The sequence below is a fragment of the Lapillicoccus sp. genome (assembly GCF_039935575.1).
GTDB lineage: Bacteria > Actinomycetota > Actinomycetes > Actinomycetales > Dermatophilaceae > Lapillicoccus.
Genome location: NZ_JBDTKA010000053.1, coordinates 1 through 25,384, shown reverse-complemented (window position 1 = coordinate 25,384; position 25,384 = coordinate 1). Strand labels below are relative to the sequence as shown.

General features: G+C 67.9%; 27 protein-coding genes and 2 pseudogenes. 14 read left to right on the top strand and 15 right to left on the bottom strand.

All coding sequences use genetic code 11. From position 1 onward, the window contains the following. Positions 1 to 5 precede the first annotated feature (5 nt). Positions 6 to 293 (top strand): trypsin-like peptidase domain-containing protein, encoded by a 288-nt coding sequence (locus ABI385_RS06560; protein WP_348102941.1) that lies wholly within the window; start codon positions 6 to 8, stop codon positions 291 to 293. Here the strand turns inward: ABI385_RS06560 and ABI385_RS06555 are convergent. The 4 genes and pseudogenes from ABI385_RS06555 to arsM form a co-directional block, all read right to left on the bottom strand. Then, positions 253 to 822: a DinB family protein gene (locus ABI385_RS06555; RefSeq protein WP_348102940.1), complete on the bottom strand. Its 570-nt coding sequence runs from the start codon at positions 820 to 822 to the stop codon at positions 253 to 255. The genes ABI385_RS06560 and ABI385_RS06555 overlap by 41 nt on opposite strands. 107 nt (positions 823 to 929) lie before the next feature. Beyond that, a pseudogene (locus tag ABI385_RS06550) lies at positions 930 to 1,333 on the bottom strand (arsenate reductase ArsC). Then, positions 1,330 to 1,953 carry an aquaporin family protein gene (locus ABI385_RS06545; protein ID WP_348102955.1) on the bottom strand — a complete coding sequence of 208 codons (624 nt, stop codon included), beginning with the start codon at positions 1,951 to 1,953 and terminating at the stop codon, positions 1,330 to 1,332. Before ABI385_RS06545 ends, ABI385_RS06550 begins: the two are co-directional and overlap by 4 nt. A 50-nt stretch (positions 1,954 to 2,003) precedes the next feature. Then, complete coding sequence (gene arsM, locus ABI385_RS06540) at positions 2,004 to 2,978, bottom strand: arsenite methyltransferase (RefSeq protein ID WP_348102939.1); 975 nt, start codon at positions 2,976 to 2,978, stop codon at positions 2,004 to 2,006. A gap of 203 nt (positions 2,979 to 3,181) precedes the next feature. Between arsM and ABI385_RS06535 the strand changes: the two genes are divergently transcribed. Further along, on the top strand, positions 3,182 to 3,478 hold the full coding sequence (locus tag ABI385_RS06535) for a metalloregulator ArsR/SmtB family transcription factor (RefSeq protein WP_348102954.1): 297 nt from the start codon (positions 3,182 to 3,184) through the stop codon (positions 3,476 to 3,478). A gap of 421 nt (positions 3,479 to 3,899) precedes the next feature. Further along, positions 3,900 to 5,276 (top strand): ATP-binding protein, encoded by a 1,377-nt coding sequence (locus ABI385_RS06530; RefSeq protein ID WP_348102938.1) that lies wholly within the window; start codon positions 3,900 to 3,902, stop codon positions 5,274 to 5,276. Positions 5,277 to 5,302: 26 nt separating this feature from the next. Here ABI385_RS06530 and ABI385_RS06525 read toward each other — a convergent pair whose 3' ends face one another. Together ABI385_RS06525 and ABI385_RS06520 are read right to left on the bottom strand one after the other, a co-directional pair. Continuing rightward, on the bottom strand, positions 5,303 to 5,974 hold the full coding sequence (locus tag ABI385_RS06525; RefSeq protein ID WP_348102937.1) for a response regulator transcription factor: 672 nt from the start codon (positions 5,972 to 5,974) through the stop codon (positions 5,303 to 5,305). 226 nt (positions 5,975 to 6,200) lie between these two features. Further along, entirely contained in the window at positions 6,201 to 6,848 is a 648-nt protein-coding gene (locus ABI385_RS06520; protein ID WP_348102953.1) for a VTT domain-containing protein, read from the bottom strand. Positions 6,849 to 6,980: 132 nt separating this feature from the next. Between ABI385_RS06520 and ABI385_RS06515 the strand changes: the two genes are divergently transcribed. The 4 genes from ABI385_RS06515 (at position 6,981) to ABI385_RS06500 (ending at position 10,484) form a co-directional block, all read left to right on the top strand. Continuing rightward, a complete protein-coding gene (locus ABI385_RS06515; protein WP_348102936.1) occupies positions 6,981 to 7,493 on the top strand; it encodes a phosphatase PAP2 family protein in 513 nt (170 codons plus the stop codon). A gap of 83 nt (positions 7,494 to 7,576) precedes the next feature. Next, on the top strand, positions 7,577 to 8,134 hold the full coding sequence (locus ABI385_RS06510; RefSeq protein ID WP_348102935.1) for a YceI family protein: 558 nt from the start codon (positions 7,577 to 7,579) through the stop codon (positions 8,132 to 8,134). A gap of 296 nt (positions 8,135 to 8,430) precedes the next feature. Next, the gene (locus tag ABI385_RS06505) at positions 8,431 to 9,726 is read left to right on the top strand and encodes an FAD-binding oxidoreductase (RefSeq protein WP_348102934.1); all 1,296 of its coding nucleotides are present in this window, start codon (positions 8,431 to 8,433) and stop codon (positions 9,724 to 9,726) included. Next, the gene (locus tag ABI385_RS06500) at positions 9,723 to 10,484 is read left to right on the top strand and encodes a decaprenylphospho-beta-D-erythro-pentofuranosid-2-ulose 2-reductase (RefSeq protein WP_348102933.1); all 762 of its coding nucleotides are present in this window, start codon (positions 9,723 to 9,725) and stop codon (positions 10,482 to 10,484) included. The genes ABI385_RS06505 and ABI385_RS06500 overlap by 4 nt, the downstream gene beginning before the upstream one ends. A 27-nt stretch (positions 10,485 to 10,511) precedes the next feature. Here ABI385_RS06500 and ABI385_RS06495 read toward each other — a convergent pair whose 3' ends face one another. Next, positions 10,512 to 11,435 (bottom strand): decaprenyl-phosphate phosphoribosyltransferase, encoded by a 924-nt coding sequence (locus ABI385_RS06495; RefSeq protein WP_348102932.1) that lies wholly within the window; start codon positions 11,433 to 11,435, stop codon positions 10,512 to 10,514. A gap of 6 nt (positions 11,436 to 11,441) precedes the next feature. Next, entirely contained in the window at positions 11,442 to 12,713 is a 1,272-nt protein-coding gene (locus tag ABI385_RS06490; protein ID WP_348102931.1) for a phosphodiester glycosidase family protein, read from the bottom strand. A 235-nt stretch (positions 12,714 to 12,948) separates the two neighbouring features. Between ABI385_RS06490 and ABI385_RS06485 the strand changes: the two genes are divergently transcribed. Then, positions 12,949 to 13,110, top strand: coding sequence for a hypothetical protein (locus tag ABI385_RS06485; RefSeq protein WP_348102930.1), 162 nt, complete (start codon positions 12,949 to 12,951; stop codon positions 13,108 to 13,110). Between the two features lie 96 nt (positions 13,111 to 13,206). On the opposite strand, the gene ABI385_RS06480 is transcribed toward ABI385_RS06485, so the two are convergent. Beyond that, positions 13,207 to 13,878, bottom strand: a complete 672-nt coding sequence (locus tag ABI385_RS06480; protein WP_348102929.1) for a DUF1345 domain-containing protein — start codon at positions 13,876 to 13,878, stop codon at positions 13,207 to 13,209. Positions 13,879 to 14,062: 184 nt separating this feature from the next. Here ABI385_RS06480 and ABI385_RS06475 point away from each other — a divergent pair, with 184 nt between their 5' ends. Beyond that, positions 14,063 to 15,367 carry a DUF2254 domain-containing protein gene (locus ABI385_RS06475; RefSeq protein WP_348102928.1) on the top strand — a complete coding sequence of 435 codons (1,305 nt, stop codon included), beginning with the start codon at positions 14,063 to 14,065 and terminating at the stop codon, positions 15,365 to 15,367. 520 nt (positions 15,368 to 15,887) lie between these two features. Here ABI385_RS06475 and ABI385_RS06470 read toward each other — a convergent pair. From ABI385_RS06470 to ABI385_RS06455, 4 genes are all read right to left on the bottom strand, one after another. Beyond that, positions 15,888 to 17,231 (bottom strand): MFS transporter, encoded by a 1,344-nt coding sequence (locus ABI385_RS06470; protein ID WP_348102927.1) that lies wholly within the window; start codon positions 17,229 to 17,231, stop codon positions 15,888 to 15,890. 601 nt (positions 17,232 to 17,832) lie between these two features. Then, on the bottom strand, positions 17,833 to 18,219 hold the full coding sequence (locus tag ABI385_RS06465; protein WP_348102926.1) for an FHA domain-containing protein: 387 nt from the start codon (positions 18,217 to 18,219) through the stop codon (positions 17,833 to 17,835). 990 nt (positions 18,220 to 19,209) lie between these two features. After that, positions 19,210 to 19,572 (bottom strand): DUF488 family protein, encoded by a 363-nt coding sequence (locus ABI385_RS06460; protein WP_348102925.1) that lies wholly within the window; start codon positions 19,570 to 19,572, stop codon positions 19,210 to 19,212. 162 nt (positions 19,573 to 19,734) lie between these two features. After that, entirely contained in the window at positions 19,735 to 20,067 is a 333-nt protein-coding gene (locus tag ABI385_RS06455; RefSeq protein WP_348102924.1) for a cupin domain-containing protein, read from the bottom strand. A gap of 393 nt (positions 20,068 to 20,460) precedes the next feature. On the opposite strand from ABI385_RS06455, the gene ABI385_RS06450 reads away from it, so the two are divergent. The 5 genes from ABI385_RS06450 to ABI385_RS06430 all read left to right on the top strand — a co-directional run bounded on the left by ABI385_RS06450 (position 20,461) and on the right by ABI385_RS06430 (position 24,770). Continuing rightward, the gene (locus tag ABI385_RS06450; RefSeq protein WP_348102923.1) at positions 20,461 to 21,153 is read left to right on the top strand and encodes a succinate dehydrogenase cytochrome b subunit; all 693 of its coding nucleotides are present in this window, start codon (positions 20,461 to 20,463) and stop codon (positions 21,151 to 21,153) included. An 82-nt stretch (positions 21,154 to 21,235) separates the two neighbouring features. Further along, positions 21,236 to 21,985, top strand: a complete 750-nt coding sequence (locus ABI385_RS06445) for a succinate dehydrogenase/fumarate reductase iron-sulfur subunit (RefSeq protein WP_348102922.1) — start codon at positions 21,236 to 21,238, stop codon at positions 21,983 to 21,985. A 220-nt stretch (positions 21,986 to 22,205) separates the two neighbouring features. Then, positions 22,206 to 22,871: a Rieske 2Fe-2S domain-containing protein gene (locus tag ABI385_RS06440; protein ID WP_348102921.1), complete on the top strand. Its 666-nt coding sequence runs from the start codon at positions 22,206 to 22,208 to the stop codon at positions 22,869 to 22,871. 967 nt (positions 22,872 to 23,838) lie between these two features. Beyond that, the gene (locus ABI385_RS06435; protein ID WP_348102920.1) at positions 23,839 to 24,045 is read left to right on the top strand and encodes a hypothetical protein; all 207 of its coding nucleotides are present in this window, start codon (positions 23,839 to 23,841) and stop codon (positions 24,043 to 24,045) included. Next, on the top strand, positions 24,045 to 24,770 hold the full coding sequence (locus ABI385_RS06430; RefSeq protein ID WP_348102919.1) for a PIG-L deacetylase family protein: 726 nt from the start codon (positions 24,045 to 24,047) through the stop codon (positions 24,768 to 24,770). Before ABI385_RS06435 ends, ABI385_RS06430 begins: the two co-directional genes overlap by 1 nt. A 184-nt stretch (positions 24,771 to 24,954) precedes the next feature. Here the strand turns inward: ABI385_RS06430 and ABI385_RS06425 are convergent, their stop codons facing one another. Both ABI385_RS06425 and ABI385_RS06420 read right to left on the bottom strand, forming a co-directional pair. Beyond that, positions 24,955 to 25,146: a hypothetical protein gene (locus ABI385_RS06425; protein ID WP_348102956.1), complete on the bottom strand. Its 192-nt coding sequence runs from the start codon at positions 25,144 to 25,146 to the stop codon at positions 24,955 to 24,957. Then, positions 25,141 to 25,384, bottom strand: a pseudogene (locus tag ABI385_RS06420) (recombinase family protein); the annotation flags it as partial. The pseudogene ABI385_RS06420 and the gene ABI385_RS06425, both read right to left, overlap by 6 nt.

Below are 25,384 nucleotides of genomic sequence, written 5' to 3'. Positions count from 1 at the left end.
CCCGGTTGGACGCGGGTCAAGGCCTTGCCAGCCTGCCTGGAGCCGGCGCGACGATCACCGTCACCCTCAACGACGCCCGCACCTACGACGCCACGATCGTCGGTATCGACTCGACCACCGACCTGGCCGTGCTGTCCCTGGCCAACCCACCCAGCGACCTGACGCCTATCGCGTTGGGTGACTCCGCCTCGCTGGCCGTCGAACGCCCGGGTCGACGGGGTGCGTTCATCGTGTGTTACCGGGCCGATCCGGTCATGTGGTCGGCTGGGGCTCCGTGGGTTGGCGCAGGGTGAGCTGACGTTGGTGCGCCTGGAAGTGGACGGTGCCGTAGTGGTAGACGTCGCGGACGCTCATCCAGTCACCGAAGTATGGATCCCACCGGGGCGGGAAGTGCATACCGCGGGCGAGGTCGTCATCGGTTTCGGCGTCGAGCTGCCGGTGCAGGGCGGCCACGACACGGTCGGCTTTGGCGGCCATCCGGTGATGGTTGAACACGATCGCGCCGCCGCAGGAGCCGAGGTAGTTCACTACGTGGAAGGGCCGGTGGGCGGCATCCAAGCCGGTCGCGAAGGCCGCGCTGGCGGCGGGCGGTAGGTGGCTGACGGTCCGGACCAGCGGCAGCAGGGTCCGTACGATCAGGTATCCGAAGAGCATGTGGAACAGCAGCTGCTCGTTGGTCCAGCGGGTCCCTACAGTGCCGCGGTGCAGGTCCGCCGGGGAGGCCCCGTCGAGCAGCTGGTGGAACGCGTCGAGGGCTTGGTCAAGCTCGTCGTGGAGGGACGCACGGGTGCCGTGATCGAACTTCTCTGCGGGGTTGGACATCGGCTCACCTCGACCTCCAGTGTGCCGCAGCGGGGGGCCGTTCGGGGGCCGGGAGTCTGTTCGTCGGTGTCGACGGCGAGTGTGACTGCTGGAGTCAGCTGCTGGAGTTAGCCGGTGGCCAGCTGGGTGATGAGGGTTTCGATGCGGCTGCGGATGTCGTCGCGGATCCGGCGGACGGTGTCGAGAGCTTGGCCAGCGGGATCGTCGACGATCCAGTCTTCGTAGCGTTTGCCGGGGAAGATCGGGCAGGTGTCGCCGCAGCCCATGGTGATGACGACATCGGATGCGTGTACCGCGTCGGTGGTCAGGATCTTCGGTGGTTCACCGGTGATGTCGATGCCCTCTTCGGCAATGGTTGCACGGCGTCCGGGTTGATCTGGTCGCCGGGTTCGGAACCGGCGGAGCGCACCTCGATGCGGTCGCCGGCCAGGTGGCGCAGGTAGCGGGCGGCCATCTGTGACCGGCCGGCGTTGTGCACGCACACCAACAGGACGTTGGGCTTGGCTGTCATCGGTGTACCTCCGAACGGGGAGATGGCGACGCCGCGTCCGCGGCGGTGTCGGCGATGGTGGCCGCGATCATCGTCGGTGCTGGGTAGAGCACCCGGATGAGGGCGTAGGCAAGCCCACCGCCGAGGAGCTGCATGAGCAGGAACATCGGCGCGGAGCCGGGGGCGATGCCGGCGAGGGTGTCGGACAGGGTCCGAGCCAGGGTGACGGCGGGGTTGGCGAAGCTGTTGGAGCTGGTGAACCAGTAGGCGGCGGTGATGTAGGCGCCGACGAGGTAGCCGACCTGGCCCCCGCGTCCGGCTCGGGTGGCGCCGAAGATGACCAGCAGCAGCCCAACGGTGGCGACGACCTCACCGAGCCACAACCCGGCTCCGGTGCGGGGGGTGGCGGCGAGCGTGATCGCCGGCAGCCCGAACATCAGGTTCGCCACGACCGCACCGGCCGCTCCGCCGGCTACCTGGGCGGCCAGCGCGGCACCGGTGGCCACGCTGTTCTCCAGCAGCTGCAGTCCGAGGTTGCCCGGTGACAGTCGGGCGGCGGCGATCCCGGAGCCGATCACCGCGGCGACCAGGAAGCCGGTGCCGATGGTCTCGGCGGCCGCCTGGCGCAGCAACGATACGATCTGCGCCGTCCCAGTCTCACCGGATGTCGCCGGGGTGGCTGGGGACCGGTTCAACGGCAGCCGCAGGAGGACGGTGCTACGGCACCGGTTGACGAACCGCAGCAGTCGGCCTTGGCGTCAGGTTCGCAGCAGCTGGCCAGCTGGTCGGTTGAGCAGCAGCCGGGCGCGGCCTGCAGTGTCAAGGCCTCCCGCACCGGGGATCCACTCATGGGGGTGGGCGCGGCTGCCGGTTTGACGGCCCGGATGATCGCACCGTGCATCTGTGGCACCGCCTGGTGGGTGAAGTCGACGGAACCGCCGGCAAACCCGGCGGTGGCTAGTCCGTGAAGGTACTCCTGTCGGGATAGGGCGCCGGCGATGCAGCCGGTGAACGAGCCAAGGTGGATCCGGTCGGCCTCGGTGAGGTGGTCCTCGGCAACGACGTCGGCGATCCCGATCCGCCCACCGGGGGCCAGGACCCGGAACATCTCGGCCAGCACGGCCGGCTTGTCGGCGGACAGGTTGATCACACAGTTGGAGATCACCACGTCGACCGAGCCGTCCGGCAGCGGCACGTCTTCGATGGTGCCCTTGAGAAACTCGACGTTGCTGGCGCCCGCCTCGGCGGCGTTGGCTCGGGCCAGATCCAGCATCTCGTCGGTCATATCAACCCCATAGGCGTACCCGCCCGGGCCGACCCTCTTGGCCGAGAGCAGCACGTCGATCCCGCCTCCGCAGCCCAGGTCCAGGACCCGTTCACCCGGATGGAGGTCGGCGACCGCGACCGGGTTGCCGCAGCCGAGGGAAGCCAACACCGCCGCCTCCGGCAGCTCTCCCCGTTCCCTGTCGAGGTACAGGCTCGATCCGAACGAGGACTCGTCCTGGACTAGCGGGTCGGCCGTACGCCGCGACCCAACCGTGCAGCAGGAGGGGTCGGTGCAGCTGCCGGTCTCTCCGCAGCCGGCGTGTTGACCGTGGGTGACGGCCACCGCCGCGGCCGCATACCGGGACCGGACCTCTTCGCGAACCTCGTCCGCCGTCGCCATTGCCCTCCACCTTCCATCGAAATGTGTCGATAGAAGGTGCAGCCTGCCGCACTCATCGATGATTGTCAATGTGTGTCAGACTGTGTGCCATGCTCACCGCCGCGGCTCGTCCAGACACCGGTGCCACGGTCGTCAGCACGCTTGCCCAGGCGCATCTGACCCAGAACACCAGCAGCTGCTGCCCGCCACGAGCGGTGCCCGTGATGCCTGTCCAGCGGGCTGAGCAGCTGGCCAGGTTGCTGAAAGCGGTCGCCGACCCGACCCGGCTGCGGCTGCTGTCGTTGGTGGCCGGCACCGATGACGGTGAGGCCTGCATCTGTGACCTCACGGCGCCGGTCGAGCTGTCCCAGCCAACCGTGTCCCACCACATGAAGATCCTGGTTGAGGCCGGCCTGCTCGCCCGGGAGCAGCGCGGTAAGTGGGCCTACTACCGAACGGTGCCCGGCGCGCTGCGGCAGCTAGCCGACGCCCTGGTCCAGCCGCTGAGCAGCGACCAGTGAAGACGGCGGCTGTCCACGGCCAGCGGAAGGCACCTGCCGCTAATCCGGGAGGCGTTGTACCGAGCCGACCATGACGTGACCGGCGCCCCGGGCCACGGATGAAGACGCTAGTCGGGGTGCTCGTAACGGTGCTGTCACCCGCCTCTATGAGGTGGGAGAGCTTCGTATGCAGGCAGGGTCGGATCAGGCTTCGCGGGCGAAAGCTGACCTGGCGCGGCCGACCCAACGCCATTCCCACCAAGCCCGGCAGTTAGACCCCCCACCACGGTCATCCCCCACCACATGGGCGGCCTTCTCAGTGTTCTCTCAGTGGCCGGGCGACACCGTGGCCGGGACTGGGGGGCTTCAGCCCAGCGCCGGGGGTAAACGTGCCAGCCCGGGCTTGAGTGTCTTCGTGCAGCGTCGGCGAGAATGAGGGCTCATGAACGCATTACGCAGCCGGTGGCCCACGGGTGTGCGCTGGCAGGCCAGCGTTGCCGCGGCCGCCGTCGTCGCCATCGCGTTGATGGCCGGCAGCGTCGCCCTGGTGCTGCTGCTGCAGAGCACGTTGACGTCGAACCTCCAAGCCACGACTACCGCCCTGGTAGCGCAAGACGCTCAGACCCTCGCCGAGGACGGGCTGACGGCCCTGGCCTCGAGCGAGACAGACCGGGGCGCCGACAGCGTCCTTATTCAGGTGCTGGACCCCTCTGGCGTCGTCGTCTACACCTCGGAGCCGGCTCGCACGACCGCGCAGTCCCCGATGCGTCCCGCACTCGGTGAGACGCTGGTCAGCGGGCGCACCTTCATACCCATCCCGGCGGACCGGGCGCCCCCGCTGATCGTCGCGCGCACCGTAGCGGTGTCCGGGAACCCGTACGTGGTGCTAGCCGTCACCTCCCAGGAGCCACACACCGAGGCGGTGACCACGACCTCGGCGCTGCTGCTGGTCGGCATCCCGCTGTTGGTCGCGCTGACGGGGTTCGTGACCTGGTGGCGAGTCGGGTACGCGTTGCGGTCGGTGGAGTCGATCCGTGAGCAGGTCGAACAGATCGAGGCTGCGAACCTGTCGCAGCGGGTGCCGGTACCGGCCACCCGGGACGAGATCGCCGGTCTGGCGGCGACGATGAACACCATGCTGCAGCGTCTGGAAAGCTCCGATGCCACCCAGCGCCGGTTCGTCGCCGACGCCAGCCACGAGCTGCGCTCACCGCTGGCCACCCTGACCGCCTCGCTCGAGCTCGCCGAGCAGGACGGCACCAGTCAGACGTGGCGTGAGCTGGAGCCGATCATGCAGGACGAGGCCGGCCGGATGAGCCGCCTCGTCGAAGACCTCCTGCTGCTGTCCAAGGTCGACAACCAGGCCATGATCCTCGCCGAGGGAGACGTCGACCTCGACGACCTCGCCGACCTGGAGACCCGCCGCCTGCGCCAGCTTGGCTCGGTCCAGGTCACCCTCTTCGTCGCTCCCGTCAAGGTCCGCGGCGACCGCCACCAGCTGGCCCGGCTGCTGCGCAATCTCGTCGACAACGCAGCCCGCGCGGCTAGCTCGCAGGTATCGGTGAGCGTGGCCCGTGATGGCGACGCGGCAGTCGTCCGGGTCGAGGACGACGGACCCGGCATTGCCCCGGCCGACCGGGACCGCGTCTTCGAACGGTTTGTCCGGCTCGACCAGAGCCGGTCCCGCCGCTCCGGCGGGTCCGGCCTCGGCCTCGCGATCGTGCAGGAGATCGCGGCCGCGCACCGCGGAAGTGTGCAGGTCACCACCTCACCCCTCGGTGGCGCCGCCGTGGAGGTCCGGCTACCCGCCCCGAGCTGAGCTGCCCCCAAGCGCGACGCCCACGGTCACGGGGCGAGCAGCCGGTACCCCACCCCGCGGACCGTCTCGATGCTCTGCCGGGCGAACGGGACGTCGATCTTCTTGCGCAGATACCCGACGTAGACCTCGACGATGTTCACGTCCCCGTCGTAGGCCTGGTCCCACACGTTGTCGAGGATGTCGCTCTTGGTGACCACCTCGTCCGGGCGGTGCATCAGATACGTCAACAGCGCGTACTCCTTCGGTGTCAGCTCGATCGCGGTCCCGGCTCGGGCGACCCGCCGGGAGACCGGATCCAGCGTCAGATCGCCCACCGCCAACGTCACCGGGCGTTCAGGGGCGCCACGACGCATCAGCGCCCGCAGCCTGGCCACCAACACCACGAAGCTGAACGGCTTCGTCAGATAGTCGTCCGCGCCCAGGTCGAACGCGTCCGCCTCGTCGTACTCGCCGTCCTTGGCGGTCAGCATCAACACCGGCGTCCACACCTGCCGCTCCCGCAGTGCCTTCAGTACCGCGTACCCGTTCAGCTGCGGCAACATGATGTCCAAGACGATCACGTCATACAGGTGCTCCGTGCCAGCCCACAGCCCGTCCACCCCGTTGGCGGCCACGTCGACGACAAACCCGTCCCGCTCGAGCCCTCGACGCACCACCGCCGCCAACGCCTCCTCGTCCTCGACGAGGAGGACCCTCACCTCAGCCGCCTGAGTTGGTGGCTCATCGGCCGGTCCACCCACAGCCCCGGCACCTCAAGCCGCACCCGCCGGGCCAACCGCGCCCCTCCACGTTCTCCCACCGGTATGCGTGCCAGCCCAGCCAGCACGGCCAGGCGTGCGGGGCTCGCCGCACCCGCCGACGACCATCGAGCGGCTGGATCGGCCGGATGACGGCGTGCGCGGCGCTGACCTGGGAAACCACGGCTCAGCCGTCCACGGCCGGGGCGGCCCACCGGTGCCGCAGCCACTCGAACAGTGCCGGCAGCAGCGACACGGCGATCACCACCAACAGCACCACCTCGATGTTGCGTTGCAGAAACTCCACGCCGCCCAACAGGTAACCCAGCCCCGTCACCGTGCTGGCCCAGAGCACCGCACCGACCAGGGACCAGGTGTAGAACCGTCGTCGACTCATCCCGCTGACCCCGGCCACCACGGTGATGAAGGTACGCACCACTGGGACGAACCGGCCCAGCACCAACGCCGTCTTCCCGTACCGTTCGAAAAACACTCTGGTCCGCTCGAAGTACTCCGGCCTGAGAAACCGTCCCTGCCGGCGGTACAGCGCCGGGCCCGCTGCTCGACCGATCTCATACCCCGCCACGTTCCCAGCGAACGCCACCAAACTCAACACCAGACACGCCACGGCGAGACTGACCTGCAGCCCGGGGTGGCCCGAGTCGGCCCGGCGGATGAACAACCCCGCGCTGAACAGCAGCGAGTCCCCCGGCAGCACCGGGAACAGCAGCCCGCACTCGACGAAGACGATCACCGCCGAGACCAGGAACATCTGCTGGCCGAACCGGTCCAGCAACCAGTTCGGATCCAACCACGAAGGGCCGATCGAGGACATCACAGTTGCGGACCGTAAAAGCCGGCGGCTGAGAGGACGCTGAGCCAACAAACGCTGTCGACAGCCTCCTGAGCGTCCGCTGACCAACCGTCTTCAGCACCGTCTCAGGTTCTGACCTGACAATGGCGAACCATGGATAGGTCTATTGCGCTGGCCGCGCAGCTGCTGCCGCTGGTGCCGCCCGCGGCCGCAGTTGTGCTGTGGCTGCTGCTACCGCGGCCCGGCAAGATCGACCTCGGACTGCGCGCCGTTGTCGCCGTCGCTGCGACCGCCGTTCTGGTGCTGATCGCCGGATTCGTCCACCAGGACCCGCGCCCGTTCGTCGTCGACCCCGCGCACCCGGCACTGTTCCCGCACTCGGCGGACAACGGGTTCCCGTCCGACCACACCGCCTACGCCGCGGCGGTCGCCTTACTGGTCATGACGATCCGCCGCCGCCTCGGGGTGGTCCTGCTCGTCATCGCGGTCGCCGGCGGGCTGGCCCGGGTCGCCGCCCACGTACACCATCTCCAAGACATCGCCGCCGGAGTGATCATCGCCGTCCTCGCCGTATCGGCGACCACCGCGTTGTTCACCGTGGTGCACCGAAGGCGCCGCGCCGCCCCCGGCCACACCGATACCGAACCGGCATCTGCGTCGCGGTGATGTACAGCCGGGAACCACAGCCCACAGTTGCTGCCTGCCGTCCTATAGTTGAACCCTTAACCGGTTCCTCAGGGAGAGCGACGATGACTATGACCGAGCCGAACATTCCTGGATACGTCAGCGGCACCTGGACCCTCGACCCAGCCCACACGGAGATCGGCTTTGTGGTGCGACACCTGATGGTGTCCAAGGTGCGAGGACACTTCGAGAAGTTCACCGCGACTATCACCACCACTGCGGACCCGTTCGAGTCGCACGCCGAGGCGCAGATTGACCTTTCGTCGATCACCACCGGCAACGACCAGCGGGACGGGCACCTGCGCAGCAGCGACTTCTTCGATGTGGACACCCACCCGACGATGACGTTCCGGTCCACCGGGTTCCGTCGAGACGGGGATGCGTTCTTCCTCGACGGTGACCTCACGATTCGCGGCGTCACCCGCCCGACCACGCTTACCGTGGAGGTTGGGGGTTTCGGTCCCGATCCCGCCGGTGGGAAACGTGCCGGGTTCAGCGCCACAACCGAGATCAACCGAACCGACTTCGGAGTCAGCTGGAACGCCACCATCGAGGGTGGCGGCGCCGTCGTCAGCGACAAGGTGACGATCAACATCGAGGCCGAGGCCGTCCTCGACACGTAACCCACGACCCGGCCGGCCGTGGTGTAGAGCACTCGGGACACTGTGGGCAACACCAAACGACCTCGCTCAGCCTGAGTCCACTGACCGCAGGTTGCACGGCTGTGGTCGCCAAGGAAAGGGCAGCGTTCACACCCGACGGCTACTCGGCTCCCATCAGGCGAGATTCTCAGCAACCGCTCAGGAGGGGGCCAAATGATAGGTGCGAGGGGCATACCGAGGACCTTGCCCATCACCGAGGAGGGACACCTATCGACGGGCGCCAGCAGCTGTATGGGTGGGGGCGCACCGCCCCCAGTGTGGCCACCGTGCACGAAGCCGGTGACAACGCCGAACTGACGCAGCTGTTGGCGACGGCAGGCAGCAGGGGTGTGCTGGCTCGTGGCTTGGGGCGCTCCTATGGGGACGCGGCGCAGAACGGCGGCGGGGTCGTCGTGGACATGACCACTCGCAACAGGATTCTGAGCATCGACACTGAGACCGGCCTTGTCTGTGCGGAGGCAGGCGTCAGCCTCGATGCGCTGATGCGTACGCTCATTCCGCTGGGGCTCATCCCCGTGGTCACCCCGGGGACCCGGCAGGTGACACTCGGAGGCGCGGTGGCGGCGGACGTGCATGGTAAGAACCATCATGTAGACGGTGCCTTCGGGCAACACCTGGATTCGATGGACCTGTTGGGCGCGGACGGGTCGGTCCGCACGCTCACCCCCGAGGACGAGCTGTTCTGGGCGACGGTCGGCGGGATGGGGCTGACCGGTGTGGTGCTGCGGGCGACCCTTCGGACGCGACGGGTCGAGACCGCGTTCTGTCTGGTGGACACCGACCGGTGCGCCAACCTCGACGAGCTGCTCCAGCGAATGGGCGACGACGGCCAGTACGCCTACTCGGTGGCCTGGGTCGACTGCCTGGCCGGCGGCGCACGGCTGGGCCGGTCGGTCCTGACCCGGGGGTGGCCGGCGACGTTAGAGCACCTGTCGGGTCGCGACCGTTCGCACCCGCTGGCGTTCGATCCGCCCCGCAAGGTCACCGCCCCCCGTTGGGTGCCTGACGGGGTCCTGAACCGGTGGACGGTGGGTGCCTTCAACGAGGCCTGGTTCCGCAAGAGCCCCGTGCGCCGGCGCGGGCAGGTTGCCCCTCTGGGCAGTTTTCTCCAACCGTTGGACGGCATCGAGCAGTGGAACCGGATCTACGGCCCCGGGGGCTTCCTGCAATACCAGTTCGTCGTCCCCGTCGAGGCGACGGACACGCTGCGCCGCTGCCTGCAGATGGTCAGCGAGGCCGGTCAGGGGTGCTTCTTGGCGGTGTTGAAGCGTCTCGGTCCCGCCGGCAAGGGCTACCTGTCCTTCCCGATGCCGGGCTGGACCCTCACTCTGGACATGCCCGCGGGCTCCGCTTCGGTCGGGCATCTGGTCGACCGGTTGGACGAGGAGATCCTCGCTGCCGGCGGTCGGATCTACCTGGCCAAGGACTCACGGCTACCACCGTCGGCGCTGCCGGCCATGTACCCGATGCTGGACAAGTTCCGTGCGGTGCGTCAGTCGGTCGACCCGACGGGCATGTTCACTTCCGACCTGGCCAGGAGGCTGCACCTGTGAGGAACGCCGTGGGTCGAGTGCAGCGCATCGTCGTGCTCGGTGGGACGTCGCAGATCGCGCAGGCCACCGTGGCGGCCCTCACTCGAGACGGCGACGGGGTGCAGGTGACGCTGGCCGCGCGTGCGTCCGAGCGTCGGGACGCCGCCGTGGCGGCGCTGACGGGCCGTGGCATGGTCGTCGACGCGGTCGATCTCGACGTCCGCGATCCTGCCGGGTACGAGCGGACGGTCGCGGCGGTATGCGACGGCCGAGGCGACGTCGACATCGTCATCGTCGCGCTCGGGGTTCTGGGAGACCAAGAACGAGCCTGGCAGGATCTGCGGGTCGCGGCCGAGCTGGTCCAGGTGAACTATGCGGCCGCGGTCGGTTTCGGGGTCCTGATGGCCGCGCGACTGCGGGCCCAGGGGCACGGCACGATCATTGCCATGTCGTCCGTGGCGGCGGAGCGGCCCCGTCGGTCGAACTTCGTCTACGGGTCGACCAAGGCGGGCATGGATGCGTTCTACCTGGGCCTGGCCGAGGCAGTGGCCGACGACGGCGTGCGGGTGCTGGTGGTCCGCCCGGGGTTCGTCGTCACCAGGATGACGGCTGGACTCTCCCCTGCGCCCCTGTCGCAGACGGCGGAGCAGGTGGCCGAGGCGATCGTCGCCGGTCTGCAGCACCGGGCTCGCATCGTGTGGGTCCCGTCCTCGCTGCGCTGGGCGATGTCTGGGCTTCGACATCTACCGCACCAGGTTTTCCGTCGGCTGCCGTTGTAAGGGTGCGACCTGACCGAACCGCTGCCCCTACAGGTAGACCGCCGCGACCATCGTCACCGCCCACACCGCAGCGGACCCCAGCAGGAACCGGTCCCGAAACAGGATGTCCTCGGGTTCGCCGGCTTGACCACCGTCCACGTCCACGGCGTAGCGCAGCACGGCGGCGAGGAACGGCACCGTCGACACGACACTCCAGACGGTGCCCGTGCTCTCCCGGATCGTGAACGCCCAGAGGGCGTAGGTCAGCACGAGGACCGCCGCCGACATCGTCCACACGAACCGTAGGTAGGTGTCTGTATAGGCCGCCAGGACGGGCCGGACCGCCGCCCCCGTTTTCGCGAACCGCACCGACTCCGCATACCGCTTGCCGGCCGCGACGAACAGCGCCCCGAACCCCGCGGCGGTCAGGAACCACTGCGACAGGTCGACGTGCACGGCGACACCGCCGGCGATGGCGCGCAGCAGGAACCCCGAGGCGACGCACATCAGCTCGATGACGGGTTGGTTCTTCCACCCCAGGCAGTAGCCCAGCTGGATCGCCTCGTAGACGGCGATGACCACCAGCAGCTGCCAGGACTGCGCGGCGGCTACGGTCAGGGCGGCCGTGAGCAGAACCACGCCGTTGAGGACGGCCGCCCGGGTGGACAGCTCCCCGGCGGCCACGGGTCTGCGTCGTTTGCTGGGGTGACGGCGGTCCGCCTCGACGTCGACCACGTCGTTGACGAGGTAGATCCCGGCCGAAGCGAGACCGAAGGCGAGTACCGCGACGACGGCAGCCAGCAGGCCACGCGGCTGCGTGATGACCCCGGAGGCCACCGGTGCCACCAGGACGAGCAGGTTCTTCGTCCACTGCCGCGGGCGGCAGGCCCGAAGCAGGGCTCGCGGGGAGCTCATCGCTGGCCGGCGACCGACCCGGACAGCGTCGGTCCGCTTCTTGTCAACGTCGGTCATCGAACGTCACTTGGCGTGGACGGCGATGAAGTCGCGGCTGCTGATGCCGTAATAGCGCGTCGCCTCTTCCTCTTGGTTGGGTAGCAGCTTGACGGGCGTCGGGTTCGCCGGGTCCGCGCTTTTGGCGTACGACATGAACGTCATCCAGGCCGGGTTGATGTCGAGCTCCATCGCCTGGACGGCCCCTGCCCGCTGTAGCAAGGTGGCCAGGCTTCGCACCGACAGCGCCGGTCCGTAGACGAAGATGACCCGCCCGTCGGCGGCGACGCCGACCCCGGAACGCCACACGAAGGCCTTGCCGCCGATGCTGGCGCCCCACACGCTCTCCGTATTGAGATCCACGGCGGGTGAGACGGTCGACTGGTCGACCATCAGCCGTAGGTTCTGCCGAACACCGACCACATCCGGGGTCATGGACACCTCCCGGCCCCATGCGCCGACCGCGACGTGACCGTCCTTGTAGAAGACCATCGAGGCCGCACCGTCGGTCAGCTTCCCCCGGGTCACCCCGTTGAGGTAGAAACCACCACCGGACTCGGCGACCTTGAAACCTCCGTTGAACGCGGCGACGAGGCTATCCCGGGTCTCCGGGGGGATGGTGGGGGGTACACCCCAGTCTCCCGGACCGGGGTCGGTGTGGCCAGGATGCAGCTGGAAGCGCAACACCCGAGGGTCCATGGACGCTACTGCCACCACGTACGACGTGTGCTGGGCGTCGGGTCGTACGAAGGCGGCCTGCAAGGCGTCGACGCCATCAACCCGTCCCAGCACGCGCCACGTCCCTTCCCCCGGTAACGATGGCCCAGCCGGGGAAGCCAGCGGCGGTAGCACAATGGACGGCAGTGCCGGCTTTTGGGTCTTCTGCGATGCGCCCGTGGGTGTCGACGTCGAACCCGTCGCAGATGACGGCGCACCGGACGCCTGCGGCTGCGTCAACAACGTCGCCGGCGGCGGTTCCATAGCGATCGTCGGCGTCCCACCCACCGCGGGCGGGTTGATGTCGTACTGGACGGTCTCCAACGCGGTGACGACGAACCCGAGCTGATGGTCGCGCGCCCAGCCTGCGACGCGGGCCGGGACGCTGTCGTCACCGGGAGCGGTGAGGGCTTGGCTCAACGACCACGCAACCCAGCAGGTGAGGAGTGCCACGAGGACGAGCAGGACGCGGACGGACCGGCGCCGGACCAGGCGGCGCAAGCGCCGGCGGCCACGAGGCGGAGCGGGTATGTCTTCGGCGGCAGGCGGCCTGATGTGGTGGCCGCGCGCGATGTCAACCATCAAGCACCCCGGGTCCCTTCAAGACAACCATCAGCGCCTGGCGTCCAGCCCACCTGACGGAGCCGGCTTGACGCCCGTTTCGGGGAGGTGTCCACCTCACGATGATAAGAACTCAGGCTGAGCCCACGCTGAGACGCCACGCCCGACGACAACTCTGGATCATGAAAGCCGGTCTCAACGGTGAGACGACTCCCTCGACCGTGGCACTCTCATACCGGCCGCACGGGTCCAGCAGATGCTGGCCCTACAAGTGCGCTGTCCGCCGCCGGGCAGCCCTGGCGGATGCCTCCAGCCGTCGGACAGCGGTTACTGGTACGGCTGGTTTGTCGCCCCCCAACCGCTCGGCACCCTCGACTACCACCTCGGCCGCATCGACGACTACCTCGCCTACCGCTAGACCCGCACCACGCCACCGCCGCTCAGAAGGTCGAGGTCAGGCATCCGACGGCCGAACTCTCATCGCTGTGGGCCGAGATCTGGTCCGGTGGAATGTTCATTTGGCTAGGCCAGAGACCAGGTTGATCGCGGCAGCAATGATGACCGCACCGAAGGGGAATGAGAGCCACGCGTGTCTAAGGGCGGTGCGCCTGATCACTTTGGTCTGCAGGTCAGTGTCGGAGACCTGGAACGTCATGCCGAGGGTGAAGGCGAGGTAGGCGAAGTCTCGGTAGTCGGGACGTTCCTTCTCGTTGAAGTCGATGCCTCCCACCTCACCGGTGTAGTAGAGACGGGCGTACTTGGTGGTGAACACGGTGTGGATCAAGGTCCAGGAGAAGAAGATCGAGAGCAGCGCGAGGCCAGCGATCAGATACTTCGCGGCGCCGTCTGCTTGGTTGGCGCCGAACAGGACGACACCGACCGCGACGATGCTCGCTGCGGCGGCGATCACCAGGACAACATCGGTCAGGTCGCGTCCAGGGTTCTCCCGGGTGACGTGCGCTGCGGTCGACGTCGGGTCGAGGCTCCAGATGCTGGTCCACATCAATACACAGAACGTCAGCGCCATCAGGTCCCAGCCGATGAGTGGCGCCGCTTGACCAACGCCAACAACGACCGCGATCGCCGTGGCGACCACCCCGACAAGGAAGGCGATCAGGAGCTTGGCCCGGGCGGATGTCCCAGCCAAACGTGACCAGGAGGACTCTGGGCTACGGGTGTCGGACACAGGGGAACCCTTTCCGCAGACGCTTCATTCGCTCCGGCACACGCCGGCGTGCAACACCGTAGTGGCGTGTTCTGGATGGGACCTGCCTGCTCACCGTGGCCCCCGCGTCTCGTCCGGTCGAGCGGCGGGGTGTGGAGGCGCCGGTGAGGTCGCGAACGAGCGCGCGGTGGTCGAAGATGGGCGTGTGGTCCGACGAGCAACGGTGCGCGAGTTCGCCGCAGCCTCTCTGTGGGTGTTGCCGGCGGCGTGGGCACTGGTGGCGATGGTCGCGGGGGCTGTGGTCTCCCATGTGACGATCGGACCCGGGTCTGTTTGGGCGCCTTTGGCGTTCCAAGGCACCGCCGACGACGCGCGGACACTCCTCATCACCATCGTCAGCACGGTCGTAACGGTCATCGCGCTGGTCCTGGGCCTGACGGTCGTGGCCCTGCAGCTGTCCTCGACCCAGTTCTCCCCTCGCCTCCTGCGGAACTTCTTGCGGGACAAGCCCACCCAACGGGTGCTCAGCGTCTTCCTGTCCACGTTCACCTATAGCACCGCCGGCCTCTACACCGTGGGCATCGCCTCTGGCGTCCGCGTGGAGAATTTCCCCCGACTCGCCGTCACTGGAGCGATCCTGCTGCTCTTCGCCAGCCTGGCCATGGTGATCTACTTTGCCGACCACCTGGCGCACTCGATCCAGATCGACGCGATCACCGAGCTGGTTCAGCGCGGCACGGTCGAGGTGGTGAGGATGAAGCCGGGTGACAGTGAGGGGCCCCCGCCCACACCCCCGCCCTGGGCGATCACCGTGCCGGCCACCCAGTCCGGCTACGTCCAGGCCGCGCATCCACACCTTCTCCTCTCACTGGCCATCGAGAAGGGCGTAACGGTCCTGGTCCGCCCGAGGGTCGGCGAGCACATGGTCGCCGGGACGACATTGGCGTGGGTATGGCGCAGCAGCGCTCGCGACCCGAGACCAGACCCCGCCGCCTTCACCAAGCTCCTCGCGGAGGCGGTCCACATCGGCTTCGAACGGACCCTGGAGCAGGACGCCGCATTCGGGATCCGCCAGCTCGTCGACGTCGCGTGCAAGGCCTTGTCGCCTGCGGTCAACGACCCCTACACGGCGGTACAGGCTATCGATCACCTGTCCGTCATCTTCTGCGCATTGGCCGTCCGGCCCCTCGGTGACGACGTCGCTGCCGCCCCCGACGGCGCGGTGATGGTCGTTGTTCCGGGTCGACGCTTCGCCGACTACCTCTCGACCATGTGCGGGTTGATCCGTCGCTACGGAGCGAGCGAGCCCACCGTGGCCGTCGCCCTGCTTCGCCTGTTGGACGAGTGTGCCGAGACTCTCACCCAACCGAGCCGTCTCACGTCGATCGTCGAACAAGCGACACTGATCCGGGACGACGCCGAGCGAAAGATCCCTCAACCCGCCGACGCGCTGGCCATCAGAGAGGCCGCGGCAGCCCTCGCCGACAAGCTCAGCAACCGCGTTGGGTAGCGACGGCGAGACGAAAGCCGACCTGCCGGCCATACAGGAGTGCTCCTGCAGGCCAACGAGCGTGAACGATCACGGTCGAACGAGGGCGTCCGAGGTTTGCCGGTGTGTCGACGTCGTCAGCCGTATGGAGCGCTCGAAACCGGGGACGCGACGACCAGCAGGAGCCGAGCCGACCGGAGGCCTTGAAGACTCGTCGGACAGGTTCGAGCCGAGGATCCCTGACCGAGGCGGTGGTCTGGGTCGCTACCCGCGACGGGGCTCGGCAACGCAGGCGGTGTTGCACGTCCCGGCGGCGGCCGTGGTCGCTTGATCCCGACTCGTACTTGGTCGCTCGCCTGTTCGCGACCCTGATCCAGGTGCCACACCGCAGGCATGCCCACCCGCTTGGGAGGATGCAGCACCCGGGGCCCCCTCGGCACAAGGCACGCTCGGCGACCGATGACACCTTCAGGGGCTTAAAGAACTGCGGTGGACTCACCTGCCTGTGGCTGCCGAGGCCCAGTCAGCCGGGGAGGCATCGTCAGGTGACGGCATATCCGTGGCGGCTGCTCCAGCGGCTCAGGACGCCGACGACGGGTAGGGCCAGCAGCACCAGGACGGCAAAGGGAAGGAATCCCCGGGCATACCCGCTGGACCCGCCGACCAGGCCGGTGACCGCGCCCATCACGGGCGGGATGATGAAACCGCCGAGCGCGCCCAGGCCGCCGACCCAACCGGAGGCACCGCCGACCGCGTCGGGCAGGTAGCGCGGGAGGAGCTTGAAGACGATGGCGTTCTGCAGGCCCATCCCGACGGCGACCACGACTGTTGCCGCCAGCGATAGCCCGAATACGGCGGAGAACGACAACACAATGCTACCTGCCAGCATCACCAGGAAGTTTCCGGGCAACGCGTAGCGGATCGAGATCTTGTCGGACAGGAGCCCGCCCGGCACCCGGATCAGCGCGGAGATGAGGGAAAAGATCGCGGTCAGGACTCCTGCCTCGCGCAGGCCGGCGCCATACATCTGCGTCCAAAACGTGGGAAGCCAGGAGGTGAAGGCCAGGAACCCGCCGAAGGACAAGAAGTAGAAGTAGACGAGGATCCAGGTGACCGGTATACCGGCCGCGCTTCTCAGCCCGACCAGGGCCTGCCCGGCAGGGACCAGGTTCCCGCCGCCGGGATCGACTTCGGCCAGTTGGTCGGCGGTCAGGGTGTGTCCGCGACGGCGCAGCTGGAACCAGGGCGCGTCCTTGATGAACAGGCCGTAGACCAGGGTGACCACCAGCAAGATGGCGAACCAGACGCTGTACGCACCTAGGATGCCGATCGCGCCGACCGCGGAGGGCAACAGCAGCGAGGACAGGCCGGGGCTGGTGTTGCCCAGACCGGCGTAGGCGCCCAGCGGGCCGCCTTGGTCCTCTTTGGAGAACCAGTACGACACTTGCGCGATGCCCACCGAGAAGGTGGCGATGCCGCAGCCGATCAGCGCCGCCAAGAGCAACAACAGCGGGTAGGTACCGGACATTGAGTCCGGGTAGGAGGTGGCCAGCAACACCAGCAATCCCACCATCCCCACATTGCTGATCACCAGCAGAGTCAGGAACGGTCGCTTGCCGCCCATCCGCTCCACCACCGCGGCGAAGGGGATGCGTAGCAAAGACCCGGTCAGCGCCGGCATCGCGGCCAGGATGCCGGCGGCGAACGGACTCAGATGGAGCAGGTTCGCGAACTTGGGCACCATCGGTCCGAACACCGAAACACCGGCGAAGCCACCGAAGAACCCCAGGGTGGCCAAGATCCCGGCCTGGTGACGGGTGCCGGTGAACGTTGCCCACTCAGGCCGGGGGCCACCTGCTGAGTCTCCACCTGTCGTCACGGTCATCCCTTCGTCCGGGTCAAGAGGGGTATCAGGGACAGGCCGACTCTATTCCCGCCGGAGACCACAGCGCAGCCGACGATCGAAGTTCCCGAGGTGGCCCGCCGGTTCAAGCCAAGCGTGCAGCTCGAGCGCGATGCCGGCATCCTGGTACGTCCGAGGTCTGTCAACCCCCGGGCCGACGGGTAACCTCCGGCGCGGACGGCCAAGCATCTCTCGACGGAGGGGAGTATCGCGAAATTGGTGTTTGTGGTGGCTCACCGATCTCACCATCGACCAGGCCGGCCGCCACGGTGTCGACGTCTACACGCTGCTACCGCCTCATCGCCAACACCGACATGCCCATCGACTCATCGACTGGAACGCGGTCCAGTTCGCATCGGATCACCCTCACCCCGGCGGCGGCACCCCTCTCAGATGCCACTCACCGACCCGATGGTTCACCGGGCCGGTGAGTGAACGCCACCCGTGCCGACTGGTTGGGTATGCACCTGGGAACGGTGATGCCACGTGCCAGCGCGTGGCGCAGTCACCTGGTCATGCCCAGCGCCCGACCACACTGAAGGTGGTGGTCCAGCATCTGCAGGTCAGATCCATGACGCGGCAACTAGAAATACTCACCTGGGTCGTTCCCGTGTCGGTCGCTGCCCCCGCCCGGCGAGGTTCCTCGGCTGCGGGGTGCCTGCTGCGGCCGCTGATCGGACCCCGCTCCCCCTTCGCGGCCACCGTAAGGACGTCCGTGATCGGCGAACTCCTCCCGAGTGAACGACATCCGCCAGTCACCTAGCTGGAGACGGTCCCCGGTATGCAACGGCTTGACATCGACGGGAGCCCCGTCGACCGTGGTCGTGCCGTCGGGGTCGAGGTGAACGTAGACGTACTCATCCTCGGTATCCCGACGGACTTCGCCATGCCGGTCATGCAAACCCTCCAGGCGCAGGTCCGCGTCCGGACCGCCACCGATCGTGGACACCCCGGGCAGCAAACGGAACACATACTGACTGTCCGACGTGGCATCGACGTCATTACGCCAGAAGACTAGTCGCGGGTGGCCGCCGCCATGCGGGTCATGCGTCCCGGTCACGCCCATCTGGGACCTCCTTCTCGCCACGGAGTCACTGCCTGGGGTTAATCCATCCTATCGCTACCCCTTGATTCCACGGCCCCAGACAAGGTCGATGCTGGGGCTTTGAGGCAGTCTCAGGGCGAGCCCGTTCACCAACCGGCCAGGGCCTCGACGCCCTCACTTGGCTCACGAATGGGCGATCGCGTGTCGCTATTGGGATGACCGGCAGGTTTGTGTTCACTAGAAGATCTCGTCGCCTTGCTCAGGTCAAGGAACCGCGCGCCGGCACCTGCCAGCGGTGCCACGCGGCCTCAGCGCACCCGGACCAGGACGGTCCACGTCCAGCGGTTCACGTCGGGGCCTTCTCTTCGATCGTTGGCCAGGTCGCTTCCGATCCCCAAGTCCGGACACCAGCATCTCCGTATCTTCAATCAGGCCCAGGCGGGCACCTCACCCACGTCTGATTGCGGGGCGTCCGACCCGCTTAGGGCGACCCCTGCACCAGATGGTCCACCGCCGCCGCCACCGGCTGCCCACTTCCCTCCGTGCGATGCACTAGCCCGACCCGCGCGTGGTCACACCAGTTGCCCTGCGGAAACAGGGCGCACCTGACGCCGGCGCGACACGCGGATCCGGGCCGGTCGACGGCAGGGGCTCGTTGGCCACGAGCTTCGACTAGACGACCAGACGCACCGCGGTGTCGATCGCCTCGACGGTGTACTCGATCCCCCCACCGACCGCTGCGTCAGCGACACCAACCGGGTCGAGGAACCCCGGCTACGAGTACGCCGTCAAGGTCCAGCATCGTTTCTCCGCAGACACCATGGCTCGGTCGTGAACGCGGGATGCTGGGTCACGGGCATACCTCTCGGGCGATGACATCCCCGAGAGGCGGCCTGCGGCAGTCGGGCGCGGCGGTCAGCCCCGCAGCAGGCCGGCGAGCACGGTGGCCTCGCTGATGTCCGCCCGCTTGCTCGCGGTGATCAGAGTCAGGTTCCCATGCCGGGCCAGCGCGCGTAGGTGTTCGACAGCACGCGCCCGCTCCGGCTCCTCCAGCTCAGCCCGGTAGCGGCTCGCAAACTCCTCGAACCGTTCTGGATCGTGGTGGTACCACTTGCGCAACGTCGTGGACGGGGCGACCTCCTTACACCACTCGTCGAAGTCGGCCTTCTCCTTGCTCAGCCCCCGAGGCCAGATGCGATCCACCAACACGCGTTTGCCATCTCCACGAACCGCCTCGTCATAGGCCCTGCCCACCTGCACGTCATGGGTGTCTGCCATGATCCGACCACTCCTTCGTTGCTCCAGATGCGACGACGATCAGCGCTTTCAGGGGCGCCGCCATCGAAGGGGTTCGAGCGGTCAGGGGCCAGCTTCGGTCTAACCGAGGCGCTCGACGAATGCTTCGATAGAGTCCATCCCCCGGTCGCGCGTCGCTCGAGGTCACCGCCGCTTGACAACGGTGAGTAACACCACGGAATCCTCAATGGCTTCCAGCGAATGTAACGCGTCCGGGATGGTGATCAGGTCCCCCGGCGAACCGTTCCACGACGCGTCCCCCGATCGCAGCAGTACCCGCCCTTCCAAGACGTGCAGCGTGGCCTCGCCAGGATTCTCGTGCTCCGACAGGCTCTCCCCGGCCCGCAATGCTATGAGGGTCTGACGAAGCTGATGCTCGTGACCCCCGAAGACCGTCCTGGAGCTACGTCCGCTGGGGGCACGCACCGCCTGCCCCAGCTCATGCCGGGCGAGGGCCGGCAACGAAGTCTTTTGCATGTCCACGCCTTCTTTGTCGATGTGTCTTGGTCAATCGCCGCACCAGGTCACGCCCGAACCACCCGTCGAGTGTAGAGGCGCGTCTCGAAGCTGGACCGTGTCATGCCGTCACAGACACACCGCGCCGGGCCGTTGCCCCGTGCGCTGGGCGCGACGGCAGCTGATCCCCGGTCAGCCGCGCCACGCCCACCGTCTCCGTTCTCGCCGGGGTATACCCCGTTCCCCCTCACCGTCGAACAGTTGCGGAACCAGTAACGAAAGAAGCACCTAGGATCCGTTCATGAGATGCCGGGCTCGGTGGCAGCACCCATCCGTGCCGTCGAGGATCCACAACGCCCAACCCGGTTCTCGGCGCACGGCGCCATGACAAGTAGCCGGCAGGGAGGGCGGACTGTGTCCGCCCAATCCTCGACCGTGGTTCTCAAGGCGGCGATGGCGGTCTCCGGCCTGGTGATGGTGCTGTTCCTGCTGGCGCACATGTACGGCAACCTGAAGGTCTTCGGCGGCCGGGCGGACTTCGACGGCTACGCGGCTCATCTGCGCACGATGGGCGAGCCGTTCCTGCCGTACGCCGGCGCTCTGTGGGTTGTTCGCGTGGTCCTGCTGGTAAGTGTGCTGGTCCACATCTACGCGGCGGTGACGGTGTGGCTGCGGGCCCGGGCTGCGACCGGCGGGCGCGGCGGGTGGCGCTACCAGAGCAGCAGCGGGCGCCGCGGCGTGCAGCGGTCGTATGCGTCGTTCACGATGCGTTGGGGCGGGGTGGTCATCGCGCTGTTCGTGGTCTATCACTTGTTGCACCTGACGTGGAACACGATTCATCCCGGTGGTGCGTCCGACAGTCCCTACGAGCGGGTGGTGGGGGGCTTCCAGGTCTGGTGGGTCACGTTGAGCTACCTGGTTGCCCTGCTGGCGCTCGGGTTTCACCTGCGTCACGGGTTCTGGAGCGCGTTCGCAGACCTCGGTGCGAACACGAGTGTGACACGTCGGCGGCGGTTGAACGAGGCGGCCACCGCGGTTGCGCTGCTGGTCACCGTCGGGTTCGCTGCGCCGCCGTTGGCGATCCTCTTCGGCTGGGTGAAGCGTTGAGACACGAACATCGCGACCCTGCGCGGTCCGGGACTGGCGCGCGGATCTCGCGACACGGACCGAGCAAGCAGCGGAGGTATGCGTGAATCTCACCCTGCGGGTCTGGCGGCAACCCGGCGCCGACGACGACGGCCGGATGGTCACGTACGACGTCGGGGACCTCTCGCCGGAGATGTCCTTCCTGGAGGCGCTGGATGCACTGAACGAGCGGCTCACGGGCTCGGGCGCCGACCCGGTCGCCTTCGACCAGGACTGCCGCGAGGGCATCTGCGGTATGTGCGGCCTGGTGATCAACGGCATCGCTCACGGACCCGAGGCGGCCACTGCCACCTGCCAGCTGTACCTGCGCAGCTTCTCCGACGGTGACGTCATCGACGTCGAGCCGTGGCGTGGTGGGCCGTTCACGGTGATCAAGGATCTCGTCGTGAACCGGAGCTCGTTCGACCGGATCATCCAGGCCGGCGGTTTCATCACCGCGCCGACCGGCTCTGCCCCCGACGCGAACGTCGTCCTGGTGGCCAAGCGGCGAAGCGAGCAGGCGTTCGACGCGGCGACCTGCATCGGCTGCGGCGCGTGCGTCGCGGCCTGCCCGAACGGGTCGGCGATGCTGTTCACCGGCGCGAAGATCACGCACCTGGGGATGCTGCCGCAGGGGCAGCCGGAGCGAGACGCGCGGGCGCTGGCCATGATCGCGCAACACGATGCGGAGGGCTTCGGCGCCTGCACGCAGATCGGTGAGTGCACCGCGGTGTGCCCCAAGAGCATCCAGCTGGATGTGATCTCCCGGTTCGACCACGACGTGCTCTTCGCGCTGCTGCACCGCATCGGTTGACACCGGCGCCCCGCACCTGATGGCCGCGTGTCTGGCGGTGAACGAGGTGGAGGAAATCGGCAGCCCTGTTGCGTTACCACTCGGGGTACGGTCGTGATGAATCGACCCAGACGATGAGGACCCAGGCCGGTGCGGCGAGGGGGTGGTGGCGATGCGGGTTGTCAGGGGTGACGGCGGATCGCCTCCACCGTGCCCGCAGCCGTCCGGGCCGACAGTTCAGGTGCTGATTGATGAGGAGGCCGGCGGCGGACAGCTGACGGTGACGCGGGTGGTCGTCCCAGCCGGCGGCGAGATGCGCGAGCACGACCACGGGGAGTCCCAGGTCCTCCTCGTCCCGCTCACCGGCGAGGTGGTCCTCACCGGTGCCGGTCAGCACGAGATCATCAGCCTCGGGACGGTCGCGCTGCTGGAGCGTGGAGAACGGGTCGGGCTGACGAACCAAACCAGTGAGCCGTGCATCGTGGTCATGGTGTTCACCCCCGGCGCTGACCGGGCCGAGCCGATCTTCGAGAAGAGCAGCCGACAGAGAGTCGGCGAGGCGGCAGCTGGCCTGGCTTGGGTGCCGGCTGGACCGGTGGACCAGCTGGACGACGACGCCGCCGTGCACCGGGACCTGGACGGGCACCCGGTCTGTCTGGCCCGCAGTAACGGGATCGTGTATGCGCTGCTAGATGAGTGCAGTCACGGGCAGGTCGAACTGTCCGAGGGCGACGTCGCAGACGGGCACGTCGAGTGCTGGCTGCACGGCTCCCGGTTCGCCCTGACCACCGGGCTCCCCACCGGGCCACCGGCCACCCAGGCGGTCCCGGTCTACCCGGTCCGGATCACCGGCACCGGCATCGAAGTCGCCCTCCCCGTAACGCCGCAAAGTGGACCACGGGGCTGAAGCCGGCGATCAACCCAGCCCAGATCATCCCGGACGCCGGACCGTCAACCCGGCCCGGACCAGCACCCTACGAGGACGTCGCCGGCCCTGTCGACCCGGTTCACCCAGGTCGAATGGTTCACGGGCGTGCAGGTCGTCGCGGACTTTCGCGCAGATCGGCAGCGGCTGCGTACCAGAACCACGAGTTCTTCGGCTACCGCCAGTCCATCTAGACCACGCCGACAGCCGGCGTAACCCAGCTCAGTAGCTGGGTGGACGCCCAACGACCCACGAGAGGCGCGCTGGGACCCCGGGCTATCGTCATCTCCAGGGCCTCATCGCGCCCTGTCGGGGAACGGGGCATGTCGGCCTCCCTGACAAGTCGATCTCTCAGGAGGCGAACTCGTGTCAGCCGGGAGTCACCATCACCACCTTGTCGAGGATGAATCCATCGAAGCGGCGTTCGCTCGTCCTCAGGCCAGACTCTTCGAACTGGCCATCGCCGCTGAGGGAGGAGCCGAAGGTCTGGATCGAGCTTCCTGCGGCCCTAAGGTCAAGTATCTCGCCGCGGTGGCCATCGGTGAGTCTCTGAGCGGCGGTACCCCCCAGACGTGGCGGGCAACGGTGCTCGCGCTTCTCGGCCCGGCGGTGCAGCCCGTCGTCGACGAGGCCGAAGCATGTATGCACGCTGCGGGCCTGTGGCCATGGAGCTGAGCTGATAAAGGCAACGCAAGGCTCGCCACGTCGACCTCGTCGCGGGGGACACAGTGGTCCTGCCGCGGGGCTGCACGACAGGTGACGGCGTCCAGCGGTGTGCGAGCCGTCGTCTGCGGCTGCGAGACGGCCGGGGTCTCGGGGAGGACTCCTCTCGTGGCGTCCCGCCGTGGATCTCCTGAGCTGGGGGGCGACGACTGCGCCCTGGGCCCGGGGGGAAGCCCCGTGTGATGGACCGCATCCGCGCCAGGCTCGAACTAGGATCCCGAAGACGATGACCACAACAAACCGAGACACCGAAGCCCGGCCTGCCGAGCGTGCTGACCCACTGCCTGACGAGGTCACCGTCCGGGTCGAGGCCGAGGGGCAGGTGCGCGAGCTGACCGCGACGGGGCGCATCGACACCCCGGCGGCGGCGGCGGCGTACTTCCAGCACGGCGGAATCCTGCGCTACGTCCTGCGCCAGATGCTGCAGAATTGATGCCCGACCCCACAGCCGACGACGGTGTGCAGCGGGTCCTTGTGCTGGCCGCCCACCCCGACGACAGCGACTTCGCTGCCGCCGGGACCGTTGCCCGGTGGACGGACAGCGGAATCCAGGTGAGCTACTGCCTGGCCACCTCGGGTGATGCCGGGGGCTTCGACGACACCCCGCGCGCGGAGATGGCCGCCCTGCGAGAGGCTGAGCAGCGGGCCGCTGCCGCGGTGCTCGGTGTGCACGACGTGGAGTTCCTCGGTTTCGCCGACGGCGCGCTGTATCCGACGATGGAACTGCGCAAGGGGTTCAGCCGGGCCATCAGGCGGGTCCGCCCACAGCGCGTGCTGATCCAGTCACCGGAGTTCGACTGGGACAGAGTGGGAGCGTCGCACCCGGATCACCGAGCCGCGGGTGAGGCTGCGTTCGCCGCCGTGTATCCCGATGCCCGTAACCCCTACGCGCACCCGGAACTGCTCGCCGACGAAGGCTTGCCGGCGTGGTCGGCACACCAGCTGTGGATCATGGGCGGTCCCCACAACAACCATCCGGTGGACATCACGGAAGCCTTCGATCGCAAGGTCGCCGCGTTGCGGGCGCATCGTAGCCAAACGGCGCAACACAGCGGCCTGGACACCATGCTGCGCGGTTTCGCCAGCACAGCGGCAACCCGCGCCGGTCTGCCCGAAGGCCGGCTCGCGGAGTCCTTTCAGGTCGTCGCGGTTCCGTAGCACGCGCGGGCTGCTCGCGCCGCCGTGAAGACTGGCGCAGGTACAGGTGCGCCGACCCAGTTGCCCAGGGTGCTTTCTTTGACCCCAGGTTCCGGGCCACCTGTGCGACCGTGCGAGCAGTTTGCCGGTCTCCTCGACAATCCGGACCGCTCCCTCTCTACGGGTTGGGGCTGGTGACAGCACCTCAGGTCCAGAAGCGTCCTGCCCGCTGCCGAGGGGCCAGGGCGCGCAGCTCGTGATGCTCGGCGGGAAGGCCCGCGAGGCGGCGCTCGAGCTCGGCCAGGACGTCGCCACCTGTGGCGGTCGAGCCGTCGCCGTCGACGAGCAGAGGTTCGCGAGGAGAACCCAGCTCGCTCCATTGCTGACGCCAGATCATCGATAGCGTCGGGAACAGGAGTCGGCCGATCGGATCGGTGGGGTCGTGGATCGATCCGCCGATGTTGAGCCGAACACCGGATGCGGGAGCTCATCTACGATGCCGCGTGCGTCTGGCACGGAGCGGGCCAACCGATCGAGCTTGGTGACGACGGGCGTGTCGCTTTGTCGGCAGGCGGCCAGGGCCTGGCGAAGACCGGGGCGGTTGCGGTTCGTGCGGTAAGGCCGTGATCGAGGTA